11 protein-coding genes and 1 tRNA gene are annotated in these 14,221 nt (G+C 43.9%); 2 read left to right on the forward strand and 10 right to left on the reverse strand.

What is annotated here, in order from left to right; all coding sequences use genetic code 11:
• Positions 1–164: 164 nt before the first annotated feature.
• The 9 genes from infA to ACTQ9T_RS03270 form a co-directional block, all read right to left on the reverse strand.
• Positions 165–386: a translation initiation factor IF-1 gene (infA, locus tag ACTQ9T_RS03230; RefSeq protein ID WP_021814850.1), complete on the reverse strand. Its 222-nt coding sequence runs from the start codon at positions 384–386 to the stop codon at positions 165–167.
• 121 nt (positions 387–507) lie between these two features.
• The gene (gene truA / locus ACTQ9T_RS03235) at positions 508–1,347 is read right to left on the reverse strand and encodes a tRNA pseudouridine(38-40) synthase TruA (protein ID WP_440464046.1); all 840 of its coding nucleotides are present in this window, start codon (positions 1,345–1,347) and stop codon (positions 508–510) included.
• A 44-nt stretch (positions 1,348–1,391) separates the two neighbouring features.
• Positions 1,392–2,492: an asparaginase gene (locus ACTQ9T_RS03240; RefSeq protein ID WP_440464047.1), complete on the reverse strand. Its 1,101-nt coding sequence runs from the start codon at positions 2,490–2,492 to the stop codon at positions 1,392–1,394.
• Positions 2,493–2,653: 161 nt separating this feature from the next.
• Positions 2,654–4,354 (reverse strand): FimV/HubP family polar landmark protein, encoded by a 1,701-nt coding sequence (locus ACTQ9T_RS03245; protein WP_440464048.1) that lies wholly within the window; start codon positions 4,352–4,354, stop codon positions 2,654–2,656.
• 57 nt (positions 4,355–4,411) lie between these two features.
• Entirely contained in the window at positions 4,412–6,178 is a 1,767-nt protein-coding gene (locus ACTQ9T_RS03250) for a type IV pilus assembly protein FimV (protein ID WP_440464049.1), read from the reverse strand.
• Between the two features lie 147 nt (positions 6,179–6,325).
• Positions 6,326–7,531, reverse strand: coding sequence for a tRNA preQ1(34) S-adenosylmethionine ribosyltransferase-isomerase QueA (queA, locus tag ACTQ9T_RS03255; RefSeq protein ID WP_440464050.1), 1,206 nt, complete (start codon positions 7,529–7,531; stop codon positions 6,326–6,328).
• Positions 7,532–7,709: 178 nt separating this feature from the next.
• Positions 7,710–8,795: a DNA polymerase IV gene (gene dinB, locus ACTQ9T_RS03260; RefSeq protein ID WP_440464051.1), complete on the reverse strand. Its 1,086-nt coding sequence runs from the start codon at positions 8,793–8,795 to the stop codon at positions 7,710–7,712.
• Between the two features lie 259 nt (positions 8,796–9,054).
• Positions 9,055–9,140 (reverse strand) — tRNA-Leu (locus ACTQ9T_RS03265).
• Positions 9,141–9,280: 140 nt separating this feature from the next.
• On the reverse strand, positions 9,281–10,054 hold the full coding sequence (locus tag ACTQ9T_RS03270; RefSeq protein WP_010199805.1) for a ferredoxin--NADP reductase: 774 nt from the start codon (positions 10,052–10,054) through the stop codon (positions 9,281–9,283).
• 446 nt (positions 10,055–10,500) lie between these two features.
• On the opposite strand from ACTQ9T_RS03270, the gene tsaA reads away from it, so the two are divergent.
• The gene (gene tsaA / locus ACTQ9T_RS03275) at positions 10,501–11,352 is read left to right on the forward strand and encodes a tRNA (N6-threonylcarbamoyladenosine(37)-N6)-methyltransferase TrmO (protein ID WP_440464052.1); all 852 of its coding nucleotides are present in this window, start codon (positions 10,501–10,503) and stop codon (positions 11,350–11,352) included.
• Positions 11,353–11,452: 100 nt separating this feature from the next.
• Positions 11,453–13,240 (forward strand): GspE/PulE family protein, encoded by a 1,788-nt coding sequence (locus tag ACTQ9T_RS03280; RefSeq protein ID WP_440464053.1) that lies wholly within the window; start codon positions 11,453–11,455, stop codon positions 13,238–13,240.
• 53 nt (positions 13,241–13,293) lie between these two features.
• Here ACTQ9T_RS03280 and ACTQ9T_RS03285 read toward each other — a convergent pair whose 3' ends face one another.
• Positions 13,294–13,959: an acyltransferase gene (locus ACTQ9T_RS03285; RefSeq protein WP_439293154.1), complete on the reverse strand. Its 666-nt coding sequence runs from the start codon at positions 13,957–13,959 to the stop codon at positions 13,294–13,296.
• Between the last annotated feature and the right edge of the window lie 262 nt (positions 13,960–14,221).

Consider the following 14,221-nt stretch of genomic DNA (forward strand, 5'->3'; position numbering starts at 1 on the left):
CAAAACCAGCAACTAGAATATGATAGGCAATAATGAGTAGGTTAGCAGTGTCATTATTATTATCAGTTAAACCACTCAAGAATTTATACTAGCCAAAACCGTTTATTCGTAAATGACAGGTTTCGATACAAACGCTGTTATAACCATTCTAGTTGATAATAATATTAGTTTTTGCCACGATAAGTAATGCGACCTTTGGACAAATCATAAGGCGTCATTTCGACCTTAACTTTATCACCAGTCAAGATACGAATGTAATGCTTACGCATCTTACCTGAGATGTGCGCAATGATCTCGTGTCCGTTTTCTAAACGAACTTTAAACAATGTATTTGGAAGGGTATCAATAACTTCGCCTTCAAATTCAATAATATCGTCTTTTGCCATAATTTGTATCAATCAATTAAAAATAAGCCGACATTATACGTAAGTTTGCTGATTAAAGCAATACAGCCATAGGTTTTTACTTGACAGCTTGTAACCGTTATGTATACCAGCTTATATCAATCTAGTCAGGTAAATTCAACCAAATGGGCGTCAGAGGGGCATCCGGTAATAACTGCTGGAAGCGTTCAGGATAGTAGGCGTTAATGAAATATAAACCATCTCCAGAAGCGGTAGGCGGTGCAATCGTACGGTCTTTTTTGGCTAAAATACGTAAAAAATCTGCCGGTTCTAAGTGGTGCTTGCCGATGGCATATAAGGTGCCCATCAAGTTACGCACCATGTGGTGCAAAAATCCATCTGCTTGGATGTCAAAAACGATAAACTGACCATGAGCAAATAACCTAGCATGACTGACGGTTCGTACTGGCTGATTAGATTGACAAGCGGCCGCGCGGTAGCTGCTAAAATCGTGAATACCAACAATATCGGCAGCAGCTAACTGCATCGCTGCCAAATCAAGTGGCTCATAGATGTGCGTTACTTGATGATTCAAAATAGCGGGGCGCTGTGCTTGATTGAGCGTGATATAACGATAGCGGCGAGCAATGGCGCCAAAGCGCGCATGGAAGTCCGCTGGCATCGGCTGAATCCAGCGCAGGGCGATGTCATCGGGCAGCAGGCTATTGACGCCGCGCAACCAATTTTGCGTAGGTCGATAAGCGCGTGTAGTAAAATGGGCAATCATATTGCTGGCATGCACGCTGGCATCGGTGCGACCAGCAGCGATTACTTCTACCGGTTCATTGGCGACCTTACCGATGGCAGTCTCTAGCGCTTGTTGGACGCCGAGCACTTCTCGTTGACGTTGCCAACCGTGGTAATGAGTACCCAAAAATTCAACCGCAATCGCTAAGGTATAAATGGGTGAATCGTCAGACGCTATATGCTTAATCTCAGTCATGGTATGTTCAGAATGTATACAGTTGAGTAGGAGGTAGTGGTCAGTTAGCGTTTTTTGATGGTCGTACCAGCTTGATTGACATTATTTAACCAGCGCTGTCGACGTCTGGCAGGACTGTCATAACGCAGTAATAGCCACAATAAGCGAGCGTAAATAGCGGGAATCGTTAAGCGCCCACCGGCTATCACATGATAGTCATACTGCCAACTACCCGCAGCATAACTGTCACTCACTCCGCCAAAAGGCGATTGGCTGGCACATATCACCATATGTCCATGCTCATAAGCAAGCTGTAGAGCTGCTGCTAATGCGTCTGAATAAGGAACATTGCCTGCACCAAACCCCAATAGCATAATGCCAGAGGGTGGCTGCGACAATAATGCTTGTAGCTGATTGCTCATCACCTCAGTGTCATTAGGCAAACAGTATAAAGCATGGATGCGTACTTGCTCAGCGCGACTTTGAATAGCATCAATTATATCGTACTGGTCATCCAGCCAATGCTGCCGTCGTGTATCTGGTAACGTTCTGATATAGCTATTGGCCGGATAAGCCGCTCGAGAATGTCCGGTAAATGCCATCAGATCGTGACTGTGTATCTTTTGCACCGTTTGTGCTGGCCATGACTCACCACTAAAGCAGATCTTAACACCAGATTCACCAGCTGCTGCCAGTTTTAAGGCATCCGTCAGATTGTCCCACGCGTCACTGTTCGCATCGATGCTATAGTTATGCAACACCTCACTGTCTAGTAACGGACGCATGCTACCGGTTACGACGACACAAATATCACTGCCAGCAAAAGCTTCCGCTAAAAATGCCCCTAAATAACTTAAAGTGTCAGTACCAGTGATTAATACAAAACGTCTGTCACCTTGTGCATAGGCGTTCATCAGAAGCGTGTAGAAATGTATAAAATCGCTGGGCGTGAGCTGGCTGCTATCTTTAATTAGGGTATTGTCGAGCCATGAAATCTGAGGTAGATTGCCCGAACTATCTTGCTCAACTAGCAGTTGTTGCAATGTGGGTAGAAATATTTCTGCTGATAAAGGTGCTAAGGGTCGTCCGTAGCTACCAAAAGTGCCACCAGCATAAATGAGTTGAATGGGGTCGGATAAGTTTTTTGTCATAGCAGGTGATGGCATAATATTGGCACAGTCAAGGAAGGCAAAAAAAGAGACGAGAGAGCTTGGTAATGATAGGTAATATGATGATAGATAGTATAAAGGCTAAATGCAAAAAAAATCAGCAAGTATTTATTCTAAATGATTAGAGGATACTTGCTGATATTAGAAGAGGTTATTGACTATGCAGTGCGGTCAAGTAGCATTTGAGCTTGTTGCTGTTGCTCGCTATTACCTTGAGTCATGACTTCGTTTAGCAAACGTTTGGCACTGTCATATTCACCCAATTGCAAATATTGACCAGCCAAGTCTAAAGTGACTTGATTGCTATCCAAGGTTTTAACAAAATCAAAGTCTGCGGCAAAACGTAAAGAGAAATCTTCTTTTGTTTCGACTTCATTGTAAGTAACAATCTCACTGTCCACTGTACTTACATCATACTCAGCATCGACTGGAGTCGTCGCCGTTGGTGCATCTGCTAGCGAGTCAAAATCAAAATCATCGTTTGCTAATGTGTCTTCATCAAACGTCAATGGCGCAGTTGGTGCCATGCTTGATGCTTCAATATGAGTATTTTCTAAAGCATTATTATCAAGTGGCTGATCTTTAAGGCTACTGTCTTCAAAGCTACTGTCTTCAAAGTCATTGCTTTCGAAATTATTGTTTTCAAAGCTGTCGTTTTCAAGATCATTACTTTCGAAAATATTGTCTTTAAAGTTGTTCTCTTCAAGGATAAAATCACCTAGATCATTATCTTCTGCAAGAGCAGGCTGTTCACTTTCTAAGACATTGTCTATAGCAACTGATTCATCAATATCGTCTAAAGACAATACAAAGTCGTCGTCACTATTCTGAGTCACATCTGTTGTAGTTTCGCCAGTCGCCTTGGCAGCATTTATATCCACACCAGCCTCTAAGTCTGAAAAATCTAAGACAAAGTCTTCATCTTCTAACATGATGTCTTGAGGCGCACTGTCAGTAGTGGAGCTGACAGAAGGTTCAGTAATATTATCCGTCTGCTCAGGCAAATCAAGGCCAAAATCAAAGTCGCTGATATCGTTGTCTTGAATGATAGGCGTAGTATCGCTAGCATCTAGAGTCAGATTTTCCTCTTCGACGATGTCGACCTGACTGACAGGCATAACGCTAGTAGCGGTTGGCTCGTCGCCATCACTTTCTAGGTCATTAAGTGTCAGATCAAACGTGTCATCGACATTTTCAATGGTAGGATTGACATCATTAAAGTCATCAGACAGTCCTGATTTTTCAGTAGGCTTATCGATTAGAGGTGTAGCGCTATCTTCAGCAGTAACCGTATCTTGAACAGTCGGTGTATTGACGACTTGGCTGGCAGGTAAGTCAAAATCCAAACTTTCAAAGTCAGTATTTTGAGTATCTTTTGCCGCTACCGCATACTGTGCTGCTTGGTTTTGCTCTTCAGTGAGTAATGATTTTAGTTCATCGGCTTGTGCGATGCTTTTTGGGTCACTGTGAGTTTTAATGTCATCATAGACGCGATGAAAGTCATCCGTTTGATTGGTAGTTGCGTATATACCTAAGAGCTTCAGCAATAACTGACTGTCATTGGGTTTTTCTATGAGACCACGACTGAGTGTTTCAATGGCTTTGTCATAGCGCTGTTGATTTATAAAGCGCTGCGCAACCGATAGGTTATCAAATTTGCCCTCGTTATCAGCACTTTGCTGCGTAGGACTGCGCTGCTTGGCTCCAGATGTAGTCGCTGGGTTGCTGGCTGCCAAATTCTTGTCGGCCTGCACAGCCGTAGGTGCTGATGGTTTTTGCGCCTTGTTCTTGCGCATTACCAAGACGGCTATGATTAAAATAAGTACCAGTCCGGCGATGATATATAGCATATTGTCCATAGTTACTCCCACGCCTACGATCACTGTTGCAGCACACTGCGCTGATCAGTCAGGCAATTATTGATTGCGTAATTTTTTGAGACGAGCTTGAAGCTCCGCCAGTTTTTGGTTTTGTAATTGCAATTTACTAGTATAACCGTCAAGCATATTGTTGGTTTTTGACAGGCGCTGTGCCTGTGACGCAGCTCCTTGTCTAGAGGCTTTGAGCGTTGCTAAGGTCTCTGTACTGAGACCATTGCCCGTGGCCGTTGCTGCTTTAGCATTATTGCCATCGGCGTTGCCATTTTTATCAGTATTAGAACTAGGTGCGAGCACAGAAAAACGCGCTTTTGGTAATGTCTGAGTTTTAGTGGCGGCTGGCTTTTCAGGGCTTTCAGTGTTTTGAGCTGCTTGAGTCGTCTCAGACGCTGCCTCAGTTGTCGTTTTAGCCGCTGGTTTTGGGGGCGCTGCTTTCTTGACGGTAGGGGTGTTTGCGCTCAGTCTATACTGTCTTTGAGCATTAATAGCCGCTTCCAAGTTTTGCTGTGATGGCACGACTTCATAATTGGGTAAGCTCAGCTTAGCATCCGCTTTTAGTTGATCTGCATCTTTATTAATAAAAGCATTCGGGTTTTGTGCCTGAATTTGTTTCATGACCGTTTGAACGTCTAGGTTATTTTTTTGGGCAATTTGCTGGGCAATAACCCATAAGCTATCGTTGCGCTGTACTTGATAGTCAACGGACGTGCTAGTAGCGCGATTGGTTGCTGTGTTAATTGTAGCGGCAGTATTGCTATTCACTGTAGTCGACCCTGCGGCAACAGCGCTAGAGGGGATGCTGCTTGGTGCAGTAGTAGTAATAGCGCTATTAGAATCTGATTTTGCCATTGATGCAGTGCTGGCAGCATTGTTATTCGGCATTGGCGATGCAGGAGCGTTGGCCATGATGCCAGTACTGGTCTTATTGCTAGGCTGTATCTGTCTTATGATTTGTATATTTAAAATATCGAACTGTTTGTCAGTGATTCCAGCAATTGTCTTATTATTATTTGCTGTTGTACTGTCAGCCATGCTTTTATTGATCATTACTTTGTTTTCGACAGGGTTGCTAGTTGCCTTGTCAACAGGACTGATATCTACAGCGCTAGCAGCCGTTGTCATGACGTTGTTGCTAGCATTCAAACGCCCATTATCCAAGCGACTTGGGGAATAAATAGGACGATTGCTCTGCGGTGCAGAGGTGGCTATTACTGGCAAGTTTGAGGTAACTGTCGCTGTCGCCGCTCTAGGTGTTGATATCAGTGGCGGCGGCGCACCTTTTCTAACCGTCAATGGTTTGGCATTGGTAGCTGAAATGATAGGCAAATTGGGTTTCTTTGCACCGGTCACGATATTTTTAGAAGGTTTGTTAAATGGCTTAATAGGTATGCTGTCATCAAGAGGCATGAGCAATGTCTTGGGAATGACATTGCGTTGACCACCGTCATTAATGGCTAAGACCACATCGGCAAAAGGCTTAGAAATGGGTTGCGTGGTGTTGATCAAAACTTGCCCGCTGCTCGCTGACGTGGGTCTAAAACTCACCGTCATTGAGTCCGTTGGCGTAAGCCCCATTTGTTGATAAATAATAGGGTTCGCTAAGCTGGCGGAAAATTCAGCGGCTTTAATATCAGTCACGATTATACTGGCTGCTAGGGGCTCGTGCTGCGCAGAGGTTACGACAGTCTTACCAATCGTTGCTGCCTGCGTGCTAGACGATATAGCAATAGAGCCTATTGAATAAAGTAACGCCATCGACACCGCACAATTTACAGTAGTCAAGCGATGAGATAAATGACGAGACATGTGCAGCCCTTAGAGTGTGAGTTACTTGTGCTGTTATAACAAAATACGCTTTAGTTTACCAGTTTATTTCATAGACGTTACTTTTTAGTAGCTACTAAAAAGTAACGTTGACTAATAATGCCCAATAATGTTGCAACTTTAAAGGTATTACCTGATTTTTTTGTCAAGGAGCATTGCATCGCCATAGCTAAAAAAGCGATATTCAGCTCGGATAGCATGTTGATACGCCTGTTCGATAGCGGCCTTGCCTGCAAATGCTGATACAAGCATCAATAGGGTGGACTTGGGTAAGTGAAAGTTAGTCAATAAACGATCTATGACCCCAAATTTAAATCCAGGATAAATAAAGATATCGGTGTCGCCTGACCAGCTAGCCAGTGCTTTGCCATCAGCCGCTGTTTTTTGATACGCTGTTTCGAGTACGCGCGTCACCGTTGTGCCAATAGCGATGACTTGCTTACCATTCGCATGGGTTTGATTGATAAGGTCGGCGGTCGGTTGCGGTAGATGCGCGTATTCGCTGTGCATGGTGTGGTTGAGCAAGTTATCTGTCTTTACAGGGGCAAAAGTACCAGCGCCAACGTGCAAGGTGACAAACGCTGTATTAATCCCTTTTGCCGCAAGTTTGCTTAACACACTCTCATCAAAATGCAGACTGGCTGTGGGTGCGGCAACGCTGGCAAGTTTGGCTGGATCATGAAAGACCGTTTGGTAACGGGTATTGTCCGTGGCATCGGCATGACGCTCAAAGTAGGGCGGAATGGGCAATTCACCATAAAGCTCTAAATGAGGCAAAATAGGCGCGTCAAACGCTAGGATAAATAAATTGTCTTGGCGACCAATCATCACGCAGCCCATGTGACCATCCGCAAGCGCCAGTCGCTGACCAAGCTTGGGGGCTTTACTGGCTTTCACATGGCAAAGCGCGACATATTCTCTCGTAACTGGCTGCTCATCTGTCGCCATTAAATGCAAAGTTGCTATGTCCAAATCCGAGATATTAACCAAACGTTCAATCAATACTTCAACCTTGCCGCCGGTATCTTTTTGACCAAACAAGCGCGCTTTCATGACCTTGGTATCGTTAAATACGATCAAATCGCCTGCATTTAATAGATCAGGTAATTCAGCAAATAAACGATCTTCGGCTTGACTGATCTTATCACCATGATGGTCGGCAGGCAGATATAATAATTTTGAGGCGGAGCGTTCTGACAACGGGTAACGAGCAATCAGAGTATCTGGTAGCTCATAATCGTAATCGTCTACGCTTAAATAGTCTAATATATCAGCGTTTGTATCAGTATGAATGGCGGTATTACTATCGGCAGCTACAGGGCGAGAGTCAGTCATAATCAGTCTTTGAATAGATAGGAATTTTGGCGTAATTGTAGCAGAAATGAGGATATGAAGGGATAGTTTGCGAAAGGATAAACTGGTATAAAAGCTATTTTAATTATTAAAATAGCCTAAGCATTTACTACAAACAATAGACAGCAGCTTACTGCTTTAACACTAGAAATTCATTAGGTTATTCAAAAAGGTTTAACTGTGGCAGTAATTGCGTGGCAGGAGTTAATGAAGAATAAGTAACCCCAACCAACCTAATAGGAAGGTCACGTGGAATGTCTAAAAATAGCTTATCAAGCCAATAATGAGCAGAGTTAGCATTGGAGAATGCCGTCGACAAGGTGTGTGAGCGCGTAATTTGAGTAAAATCGGCGTATTTTATTTTTAGGGTAATGGTATAAGCAATCAGCTGTTTTTTTTGCATTTGTCCAAACGCATCGTCATTTTGCTCGTAGATTTGGGCTTTTAATGCGTCATTATCACTTAAATTGTCTCGGAATGTGGTCTCAGAACCCACAGATTTATGCGTTCGCTCAGATTTGACAGGGCGCTCATCACGACCATGAGCAATATCGTGATAAAACTGGCCGCGTTTGCCAAACTCCTGCACCAATACGGCGGCTGGTATGCGTCGAAGATCAGCACCATTGCTCACGCCCATCGCATGGAGGCGCGTAGCAGTTGCCTTACCAATACCGTGAAAACGCTCAATAGGTAGCGTACTGATAAACGCATCAGCATCGGCTGGGGTGATAATCGCTGTGCCATTCGGTTTGTTGATATCAGAAGCAATTTTTGCCAGCATCTTATTAAACGATACCCCCGCAGAGGCAGTTAATCCGGTTTGTTCTAAGATTTGCGCCCGTAACCAATTGGCCATCAAAGTCGCAGAACCTTGCTGGAATTGCAAGCCAGTGACATCGAGATAAGCTTCATCTAGAGATAAGGGTTCAACATGCGGGGTCAAACGGTGCATGATACTGCGGATATCACTGCTGACAGCACGGTAGACATCAAAGCGTGGCCGCACAAACACCACGTCTGGACAGCGTTTGCGTGCCTCATAACAGGACATTGCAGACCGCACGCCAAATTTGCGCACTTCATAACTCGCCGCTGCCACCACACCGCGACCATTTGGGTCGCCGCCCACTACCAAGGGCTTGCCGCGTAACTCAGGGAAGTCGCGCTGTTCAACACTGGCATAAAAGGCATCCATGTCGATGTGAATAATCTTACGCGGGCTAGGGTTTATAGAAGCGGTCATGACCACTATTTTACCTGATATTATGGTTCTTTTGCTATTGATTGTTAGGTATATGAATGAGTTACAGCGATATTTTTGAACCTATTAATACAAAAGGAATAACGGCAATCAGCGACTTTTATTTGAAGGTTTTGAGCGTTAATGTGCTTTTATTAATGCAGCTGTCTGTATCGACCATATATAAGTAAAGAGCTGCTGCATGAGTTATTGTATAGGCATAAAAAAACCTCCGACTAGGGAGGCTTTTTTATTTTAAAAATGGTACCAGTGGTCGGACTCGAACCGACACGCTTTATAGGCAACGGATTTTGAATCCGTCATGTCTACCAATTCCATCACACTGGCATGTTAGATAACAAAGTTTATAATGCGAACTTTATTGAATTGGGCTACAGGGTTAACTCTGTATAGGCTGCGTATTATAGCAGCCTATTTTTGAGCGTCAAGAATTATTTATAATAATTGTGCTTTTAATCAAATTAATCTTAACCGACAAACGCTCTTTCGACTGCATAGTCGGCTTGAACGCCCATGCGTGGTGACACAGTGAGACCGAAACCATCTAGAATCTCAGAGACTTCCGCATTAAACGGCATGCTACCACATATCATGACACGGTCATCGTCTTTGTTAATTGGTGGTAAACCAATATCTTCAAAGAGTTTGCCTGATCTCATCAAATCGGTAACGCGGCCTTGGTTTCTAAATTCTTCGCGAGTAACCGTTGGGTAATAAATAAACTTCTCACGAAACCATTCCCCAAAGATTTCATCGTTGGGCAGCTCATTTTCGAACATGTCACGATAAGCCAAGTCATCGACATGGCGTACACCATGCACCATGATGACTTTATCAAAGCGTTCATAGACTTCAGGATCACGTGCCAAGGCCAAAAATGGCGCAAGCCCAGTACCAGTCGACAGCATATAAAGGTGTTTGGCTGGTAGTAAATCATCTAAGACGAGCGTGCCCGTGGGCTTTTTGCTGACCAACAGCTCATCGCCGACCTTGATATGCTGTAGACGTGACGTCAAAGGACCATCTGGAACCTTGATAGAGAAGAACTCTAAATGATCTTCGTAGTTAGGGCTAGCAATCGAATAAGCGCGCAAGAGTGGTCTGCCATCGACAACGATACCAATCATCGCAAACTCGCCATTGCGAAAGCGCAAACCATCGTCACGTGTGGTTTTGATGCTAAATAAGGCATCATTCCAATGATGAACCTCTGTGACCGTTTCGGTGCGAAGTTTTGACATAAAGTCCTCGTTAATAAATCACTATTTTTATCGTTAAGTGTAAATGAGTCTTAAATTGAAATTTTCAATGATATGTTTTGGGGGCTAACAATATATAAATGGGTAATCATCAAAATTGCTAATAACGGCTCATACTTTGAAATATCTGTTATCTATAAACCAATAAGGTCATAAATTTATGAATCAATTTATAAGGTATTTTTCCACTTTCATACTAGGAATTGTAGAGTGATAGCGAGGGTTTTTATCCTCATGAGCAATACCGCTGTCGTATGAATGCAAGCCATTCTCAATAAATTTCTCGATCATAATACCAAACTTTAAAATAAAAATCTGTCTAGCGGCCGCTATGTAGCATGATAAAATGGAATATCGTTAGTGAGTAATTTTGTATGATTGGGCCAATTGTCTTAATAAGGACGGTTTGCCATCATTGGAGTGGATATATGTCTGACCATAATGCATCTTTGGATGACCATCATCGAGCACCTATTATTGGATATCATCGTGCGCCGCTTTCACAGAAGTTTGGCGCGCCAAGGCAACCGAATTTGGTGGCCTTGACCAGTGTGATTGAGATGCTAGCGCCGTATGATACGCCAGCGGCATTCATTGGTTTGGAAGCATTTAGTCATATTTGGATCAGTTGGCAGTTTCATCATAATTATGTGGATAAAACCAGTCACGCGACTAAAGATAAACAGGTAAATAAAGCAGACAGCAGCTTTCGTCCGCAAGTTCGACCACCAAGGCTTGGTGGTAATCAGAAAATAGGGGTATTTGCCAGTCGCAGTATGTACCGACCATCCGCTTTGGGATTGTCTGTGGTCAAGTTTGAGCGTATTGAAATAGTACAAGGTCGAGTGTTACTTATTATCAGCGGTGCTGATATGATAGATGGCACGCCCATTATCGATATCAAACCTTATGTGGCTTATAGTGATGCATTAGTGCATGCAAAAAGTGGCTTTGCGCCTTCTGCGCCCATGTCATTGGATGTGATTATAACGGAGTTTGCTTACCATCAATTTACACAAATGGTGGTCAATCAACAGCCTTATAAAGAACCTAGCGAACCATTTACGGTAGCGGCAGTCATTGACAAGGTAAGAACGCAACTCATACGATCTGATATCGATGCTATCAAAGCATTAATTGCACAAGATCCACGTCCTGCGTATCGCCGTGAGGAAGTAAATAAACAGTTTGTTATGCGCTATAAGTCTGTCGATGTCAGTTTTCAGTTAATAGAATCGGGACAGTTGCAGATCACGGACGTTGTAGCAGTGGTTTTGTAGCGTGAGAGTAGCGCGTTCTTTATGTCGTTTTTATTTATACCAATTTATTGACATCATAAAACAGTTGGTTTGCAAAAAATTCTAATAAAAGAAGAAAAATATGTCTGCTCAAAAGTATTCGATCGTGATTGATTTGCGTTGGTGCCTAGATGAATTATTGGCGGATAAGGTGATTGATCAGCGTGGCTACAATTTGGTGATTACCAGTCGTCGTGATAAGGCGCAGCATCCGCTCCTAACGATTAGTGAATTTGGCTTACCCAATGGACATGCTTTGGATAATGAGCAACAACAGAAATTGACATTGCCATGGCTCAATGAATGGCTGGCTGTCAAAGCAGATATGCCGCTCGTGCGTATCGATCCGCTGAAAGTTGATGTGCCAGCCGTCACGCAGTTGATGTCTTTTGAATATGCGCGCTCACAGCATATTTTGCCGATTGAGGTGACGATTGATGAAGTCGTCATCGGCACCGACCAGCCTTTTTATAGTGATTGGCATAGCAATATTGAAAAGCTCATTAAGTCCAAAAGCTTTCGTACGGTATTTATCAATCCTGAACAGATCAACCGCTATCGGCAAGAGTTCTATCAAGTCACACAAGCGATTGCAGGAGCAAATAGCATCCACAAGCGGGCGGCGGCGGATGTCACCAATGTCGAGGCATTATTGCAATTGGGTGACAATACCAACCCTGATGCCAATGACCAACATATTGTCAAAGTTGTCGATTGGTTGTTGCAATACGCCTTTGAGCAGCGCGCCAGTGATATTCATTTAGAGCCTCGCCGTGAGACCGGAAAAGTGCGCTTTCGTATTGATGGCGTACTACATACCGTCTACGAGATGCCGCTGGCGATTATCGTCGCGGTGACGGCGCGGATTAAAATTTTAGGACGACTAAATGTCGCAGAAAAGCGCAAACCTCAAGATGGCCGCTTAAAAACCCGTACACCAAAAGGTCTGGAAACCGAGCTGCGTCTATCGACGATGCCGACCGCCTTTGGCGAAAAGCTGGTCATGCGGGTATTTGACCCAGAAGTGCTGGTGCGCTCCTTTGCTCAGCTTGGTTTGTCAGGTAAGCAACTTGATACTTGGCATGAGCTGACGGCGCATCCAAACGGCATTATCTTGGTCACGGGTCCGACTGGCTCAGGTAAAACCACGACGTTGTACAGTACGCTTAAGCAGCTCGCCACTGAGCAGGTCAACGTCTGTACGATTGAAGATCCGATCGAGATGATTGAGCCAGCCTTTAATCAAATGCAGGTGAATCCAGGGGTTGATCTGCACTTCGCTGATGGTATTCGCTCGTTGATGCGGCAAGATCCAGACATCATTATGGTTGGTGAGATTCGCGATGCTGAGACTGCCAATATGGCGGTGCAAGCATCACTGACTGGGCACTTGGTGCTCTCGACGTTGCATACCAATGATGCGCCAAGTTCACTCACTCGCTTGCATGATTTGGGCATTCAGCCGTTTTTAACCTCAGCGACCATATTAGGCGTCATGGCACAGCGTCTACTACGGACATTATGTCCGCACTGCAAAAAAGCGCTGGATGTGACTGCAGATAGTGAAATTGCAATTCAATGGCAGGAATTGGTTCAGCCTTGGCGCGCGCCCGTGCCAGCACAAATTTATATAGCGCAGGGCTGCGAGCATTGCCGTCATACAGGCTATCAAGGTCGAATCGGTCTGTATGAAATTATGCCGCTATCGAATGAGCTCAAAAAACTGGTCGCCGCTGATGCCAATTTGGACGTGCTAAAGCAGCAAGCGTATCGCGAAGGTGTGCAGCCGTTGCGCTTATCGGGCGCAAAGCGCATCAGTGAAGGCGTGACGACCTTAGAAGAGGTGATGCGAGTGGTGCCATTGCATTGACCTTAAATAGCCAATGTTCGCTGTGGTAAAACGTCGCTTTATGACTTGATTATTTAACGCTCCCAGCGTACATTTTGGCGAATAATTTTGGCTGGTGTACCAGCAATCATGCAATTGGGCGTCTCGACTGGTTTATTGACAAATGCCCCAGCTGCAATGATACAACCGCTGGCGATAGAGACGTTTTTAGAGATGGTCACATTGGCGGCGATCCAGATATGGTCTCCTAAAATGACGTCTGTATGTGCCTTATTCACTCGCGCGTTAGTGTCTATATCATAGACCTTGTGAACGTCAGTCGCTCGAATTTCGATACCACGTGATATCATGCATGACTGACCAATGGTCACACTTTTATCTCGCGCCAAAATATAGCAATCGATGGCGGTGGTATGATTGCCGATATAAATATGCAGATGATTACCGACAACTAATAATTGCCCCGAAAACTTAACGTGCTCTCCAATCGTGACTTGATTATGGTTGCCATTGATGTCAATTTTTAACTGATTAAATTTACCACCCTGACCGATAGTGATTTGATTGTCATCACCTTTGCGAATAGTGATGGTCGAATTACCAATGATGCGTGCGTCTTTAGCAATATTAATATGATTATCGTGCCCTTTATCTTGTAATAAAAACCGCTTTTTGTATAACCGTTTGGGTAACAATGCTTTTATGATCGGAGAAAGGCTGATGGTTTTTTTGTGGTTCATAATAAAAGGCTTATGAGAAGTGAGTAGAAGGCGTAATGTTTTCGCTAGCGCATGGCTTTTATGGTTGGTTAGCTGTCTTTATATCAAGGCTCATGTCAAAACTCATGTCAAGGCTCATGTCGAAACTATAGTCAGTTTTGATACCGTTTCAGACACGGTTAACCATACCTCTAATAGTGTACCGCTAAACTTTACTTGAAAACAGCTGCCTTTGGGACAATAGATACGAGTATCACTAATACGTATATTACTAATACGACTG

This window comes from Psychrobacter sp. ASPA161_6 (assembly GCF_051970285.1).
In the GTDB taxonomy this organism is placed as follows: domain Bacteria; phylum Pseudomonadota; class Gammaproteobacteria; order Pseudomonadales; family Moraxellaceae; genus Psychrobacter; species Psychrobacter glaciei.

Coding starts and splice junctions, on each gene's coding strand:
- infA (WP_021814850.1), bottom strand. CDS start 386: ATGGCAAAAGACGATATTATTGAATTTGAAGGCGAAGTTATTGATACC.
- truA (WP_440464046.1), bottom strand. CDS start 1,347: ATGACTGAGATTAAGCATATAGCGTCTGACGATTCACCCATTTATACC.
- ACTQ9T_RS03240 (WP_440464047.1), bottom strand. CDS start 2,492: ATGCCATCACCTGCTATGACAAAAAACTTATCCGACCCCATTCAACTC.
- ACTQ9T_RS03245 (WP_440464048.1), bottom strand. CDS start 4,354: ATGGACAATATGCTATATATCATCGCCGGACTGGTACTTATTTTAATC.
- ACTQ9T_RS03250 (WP_440464049.1), bottom strand. CDS start 6,178: ATGTCTCGTCATTTATCTCATCGCTTGACTACTGTAAATTGTGCGGTG.
- queA (WP_440464050.1), bottom strand. CDS start 7,531: ATGACTGACTCTCGCCCTGTAGCTGCCGATAGTAATACCGCCATTCAT.
- dinB (WP_440464051.1), bottom strand. CDS start 8,795: ATGACCGCTTCTATAAACCCTAGCCCGCGTAAGATTATTCACATCGAC.
- ACTQ9T_RS03270 (WP_010199805.1), bottom strand. CDS start 10,054: ATGTCAAAACTTCGCACCGAAACGGTCACAGAGGTTCATCATTGGAAT.
- tsaA (WP_440464052.1), top strand. CDS start 10,501: ATGTCTGACCATAATGCATCTTTGGATGACCATCATCGAGCACCTATT.
- ACTQ9T_RS03280 (WP_440464053.1), top strand. CDS start 11,453: ATGTCTGCTCAAAAGTATTCGATCGTGATTGATTTGCGTTGGTGCCTA.
- ACTQ9T_RS03285 (WP_439293154.1), bottom strand. CDS start 13,959: ATGAACCACAAAAAAACCATCAGCCTTTCTCCGATCATAAAAGCATTG.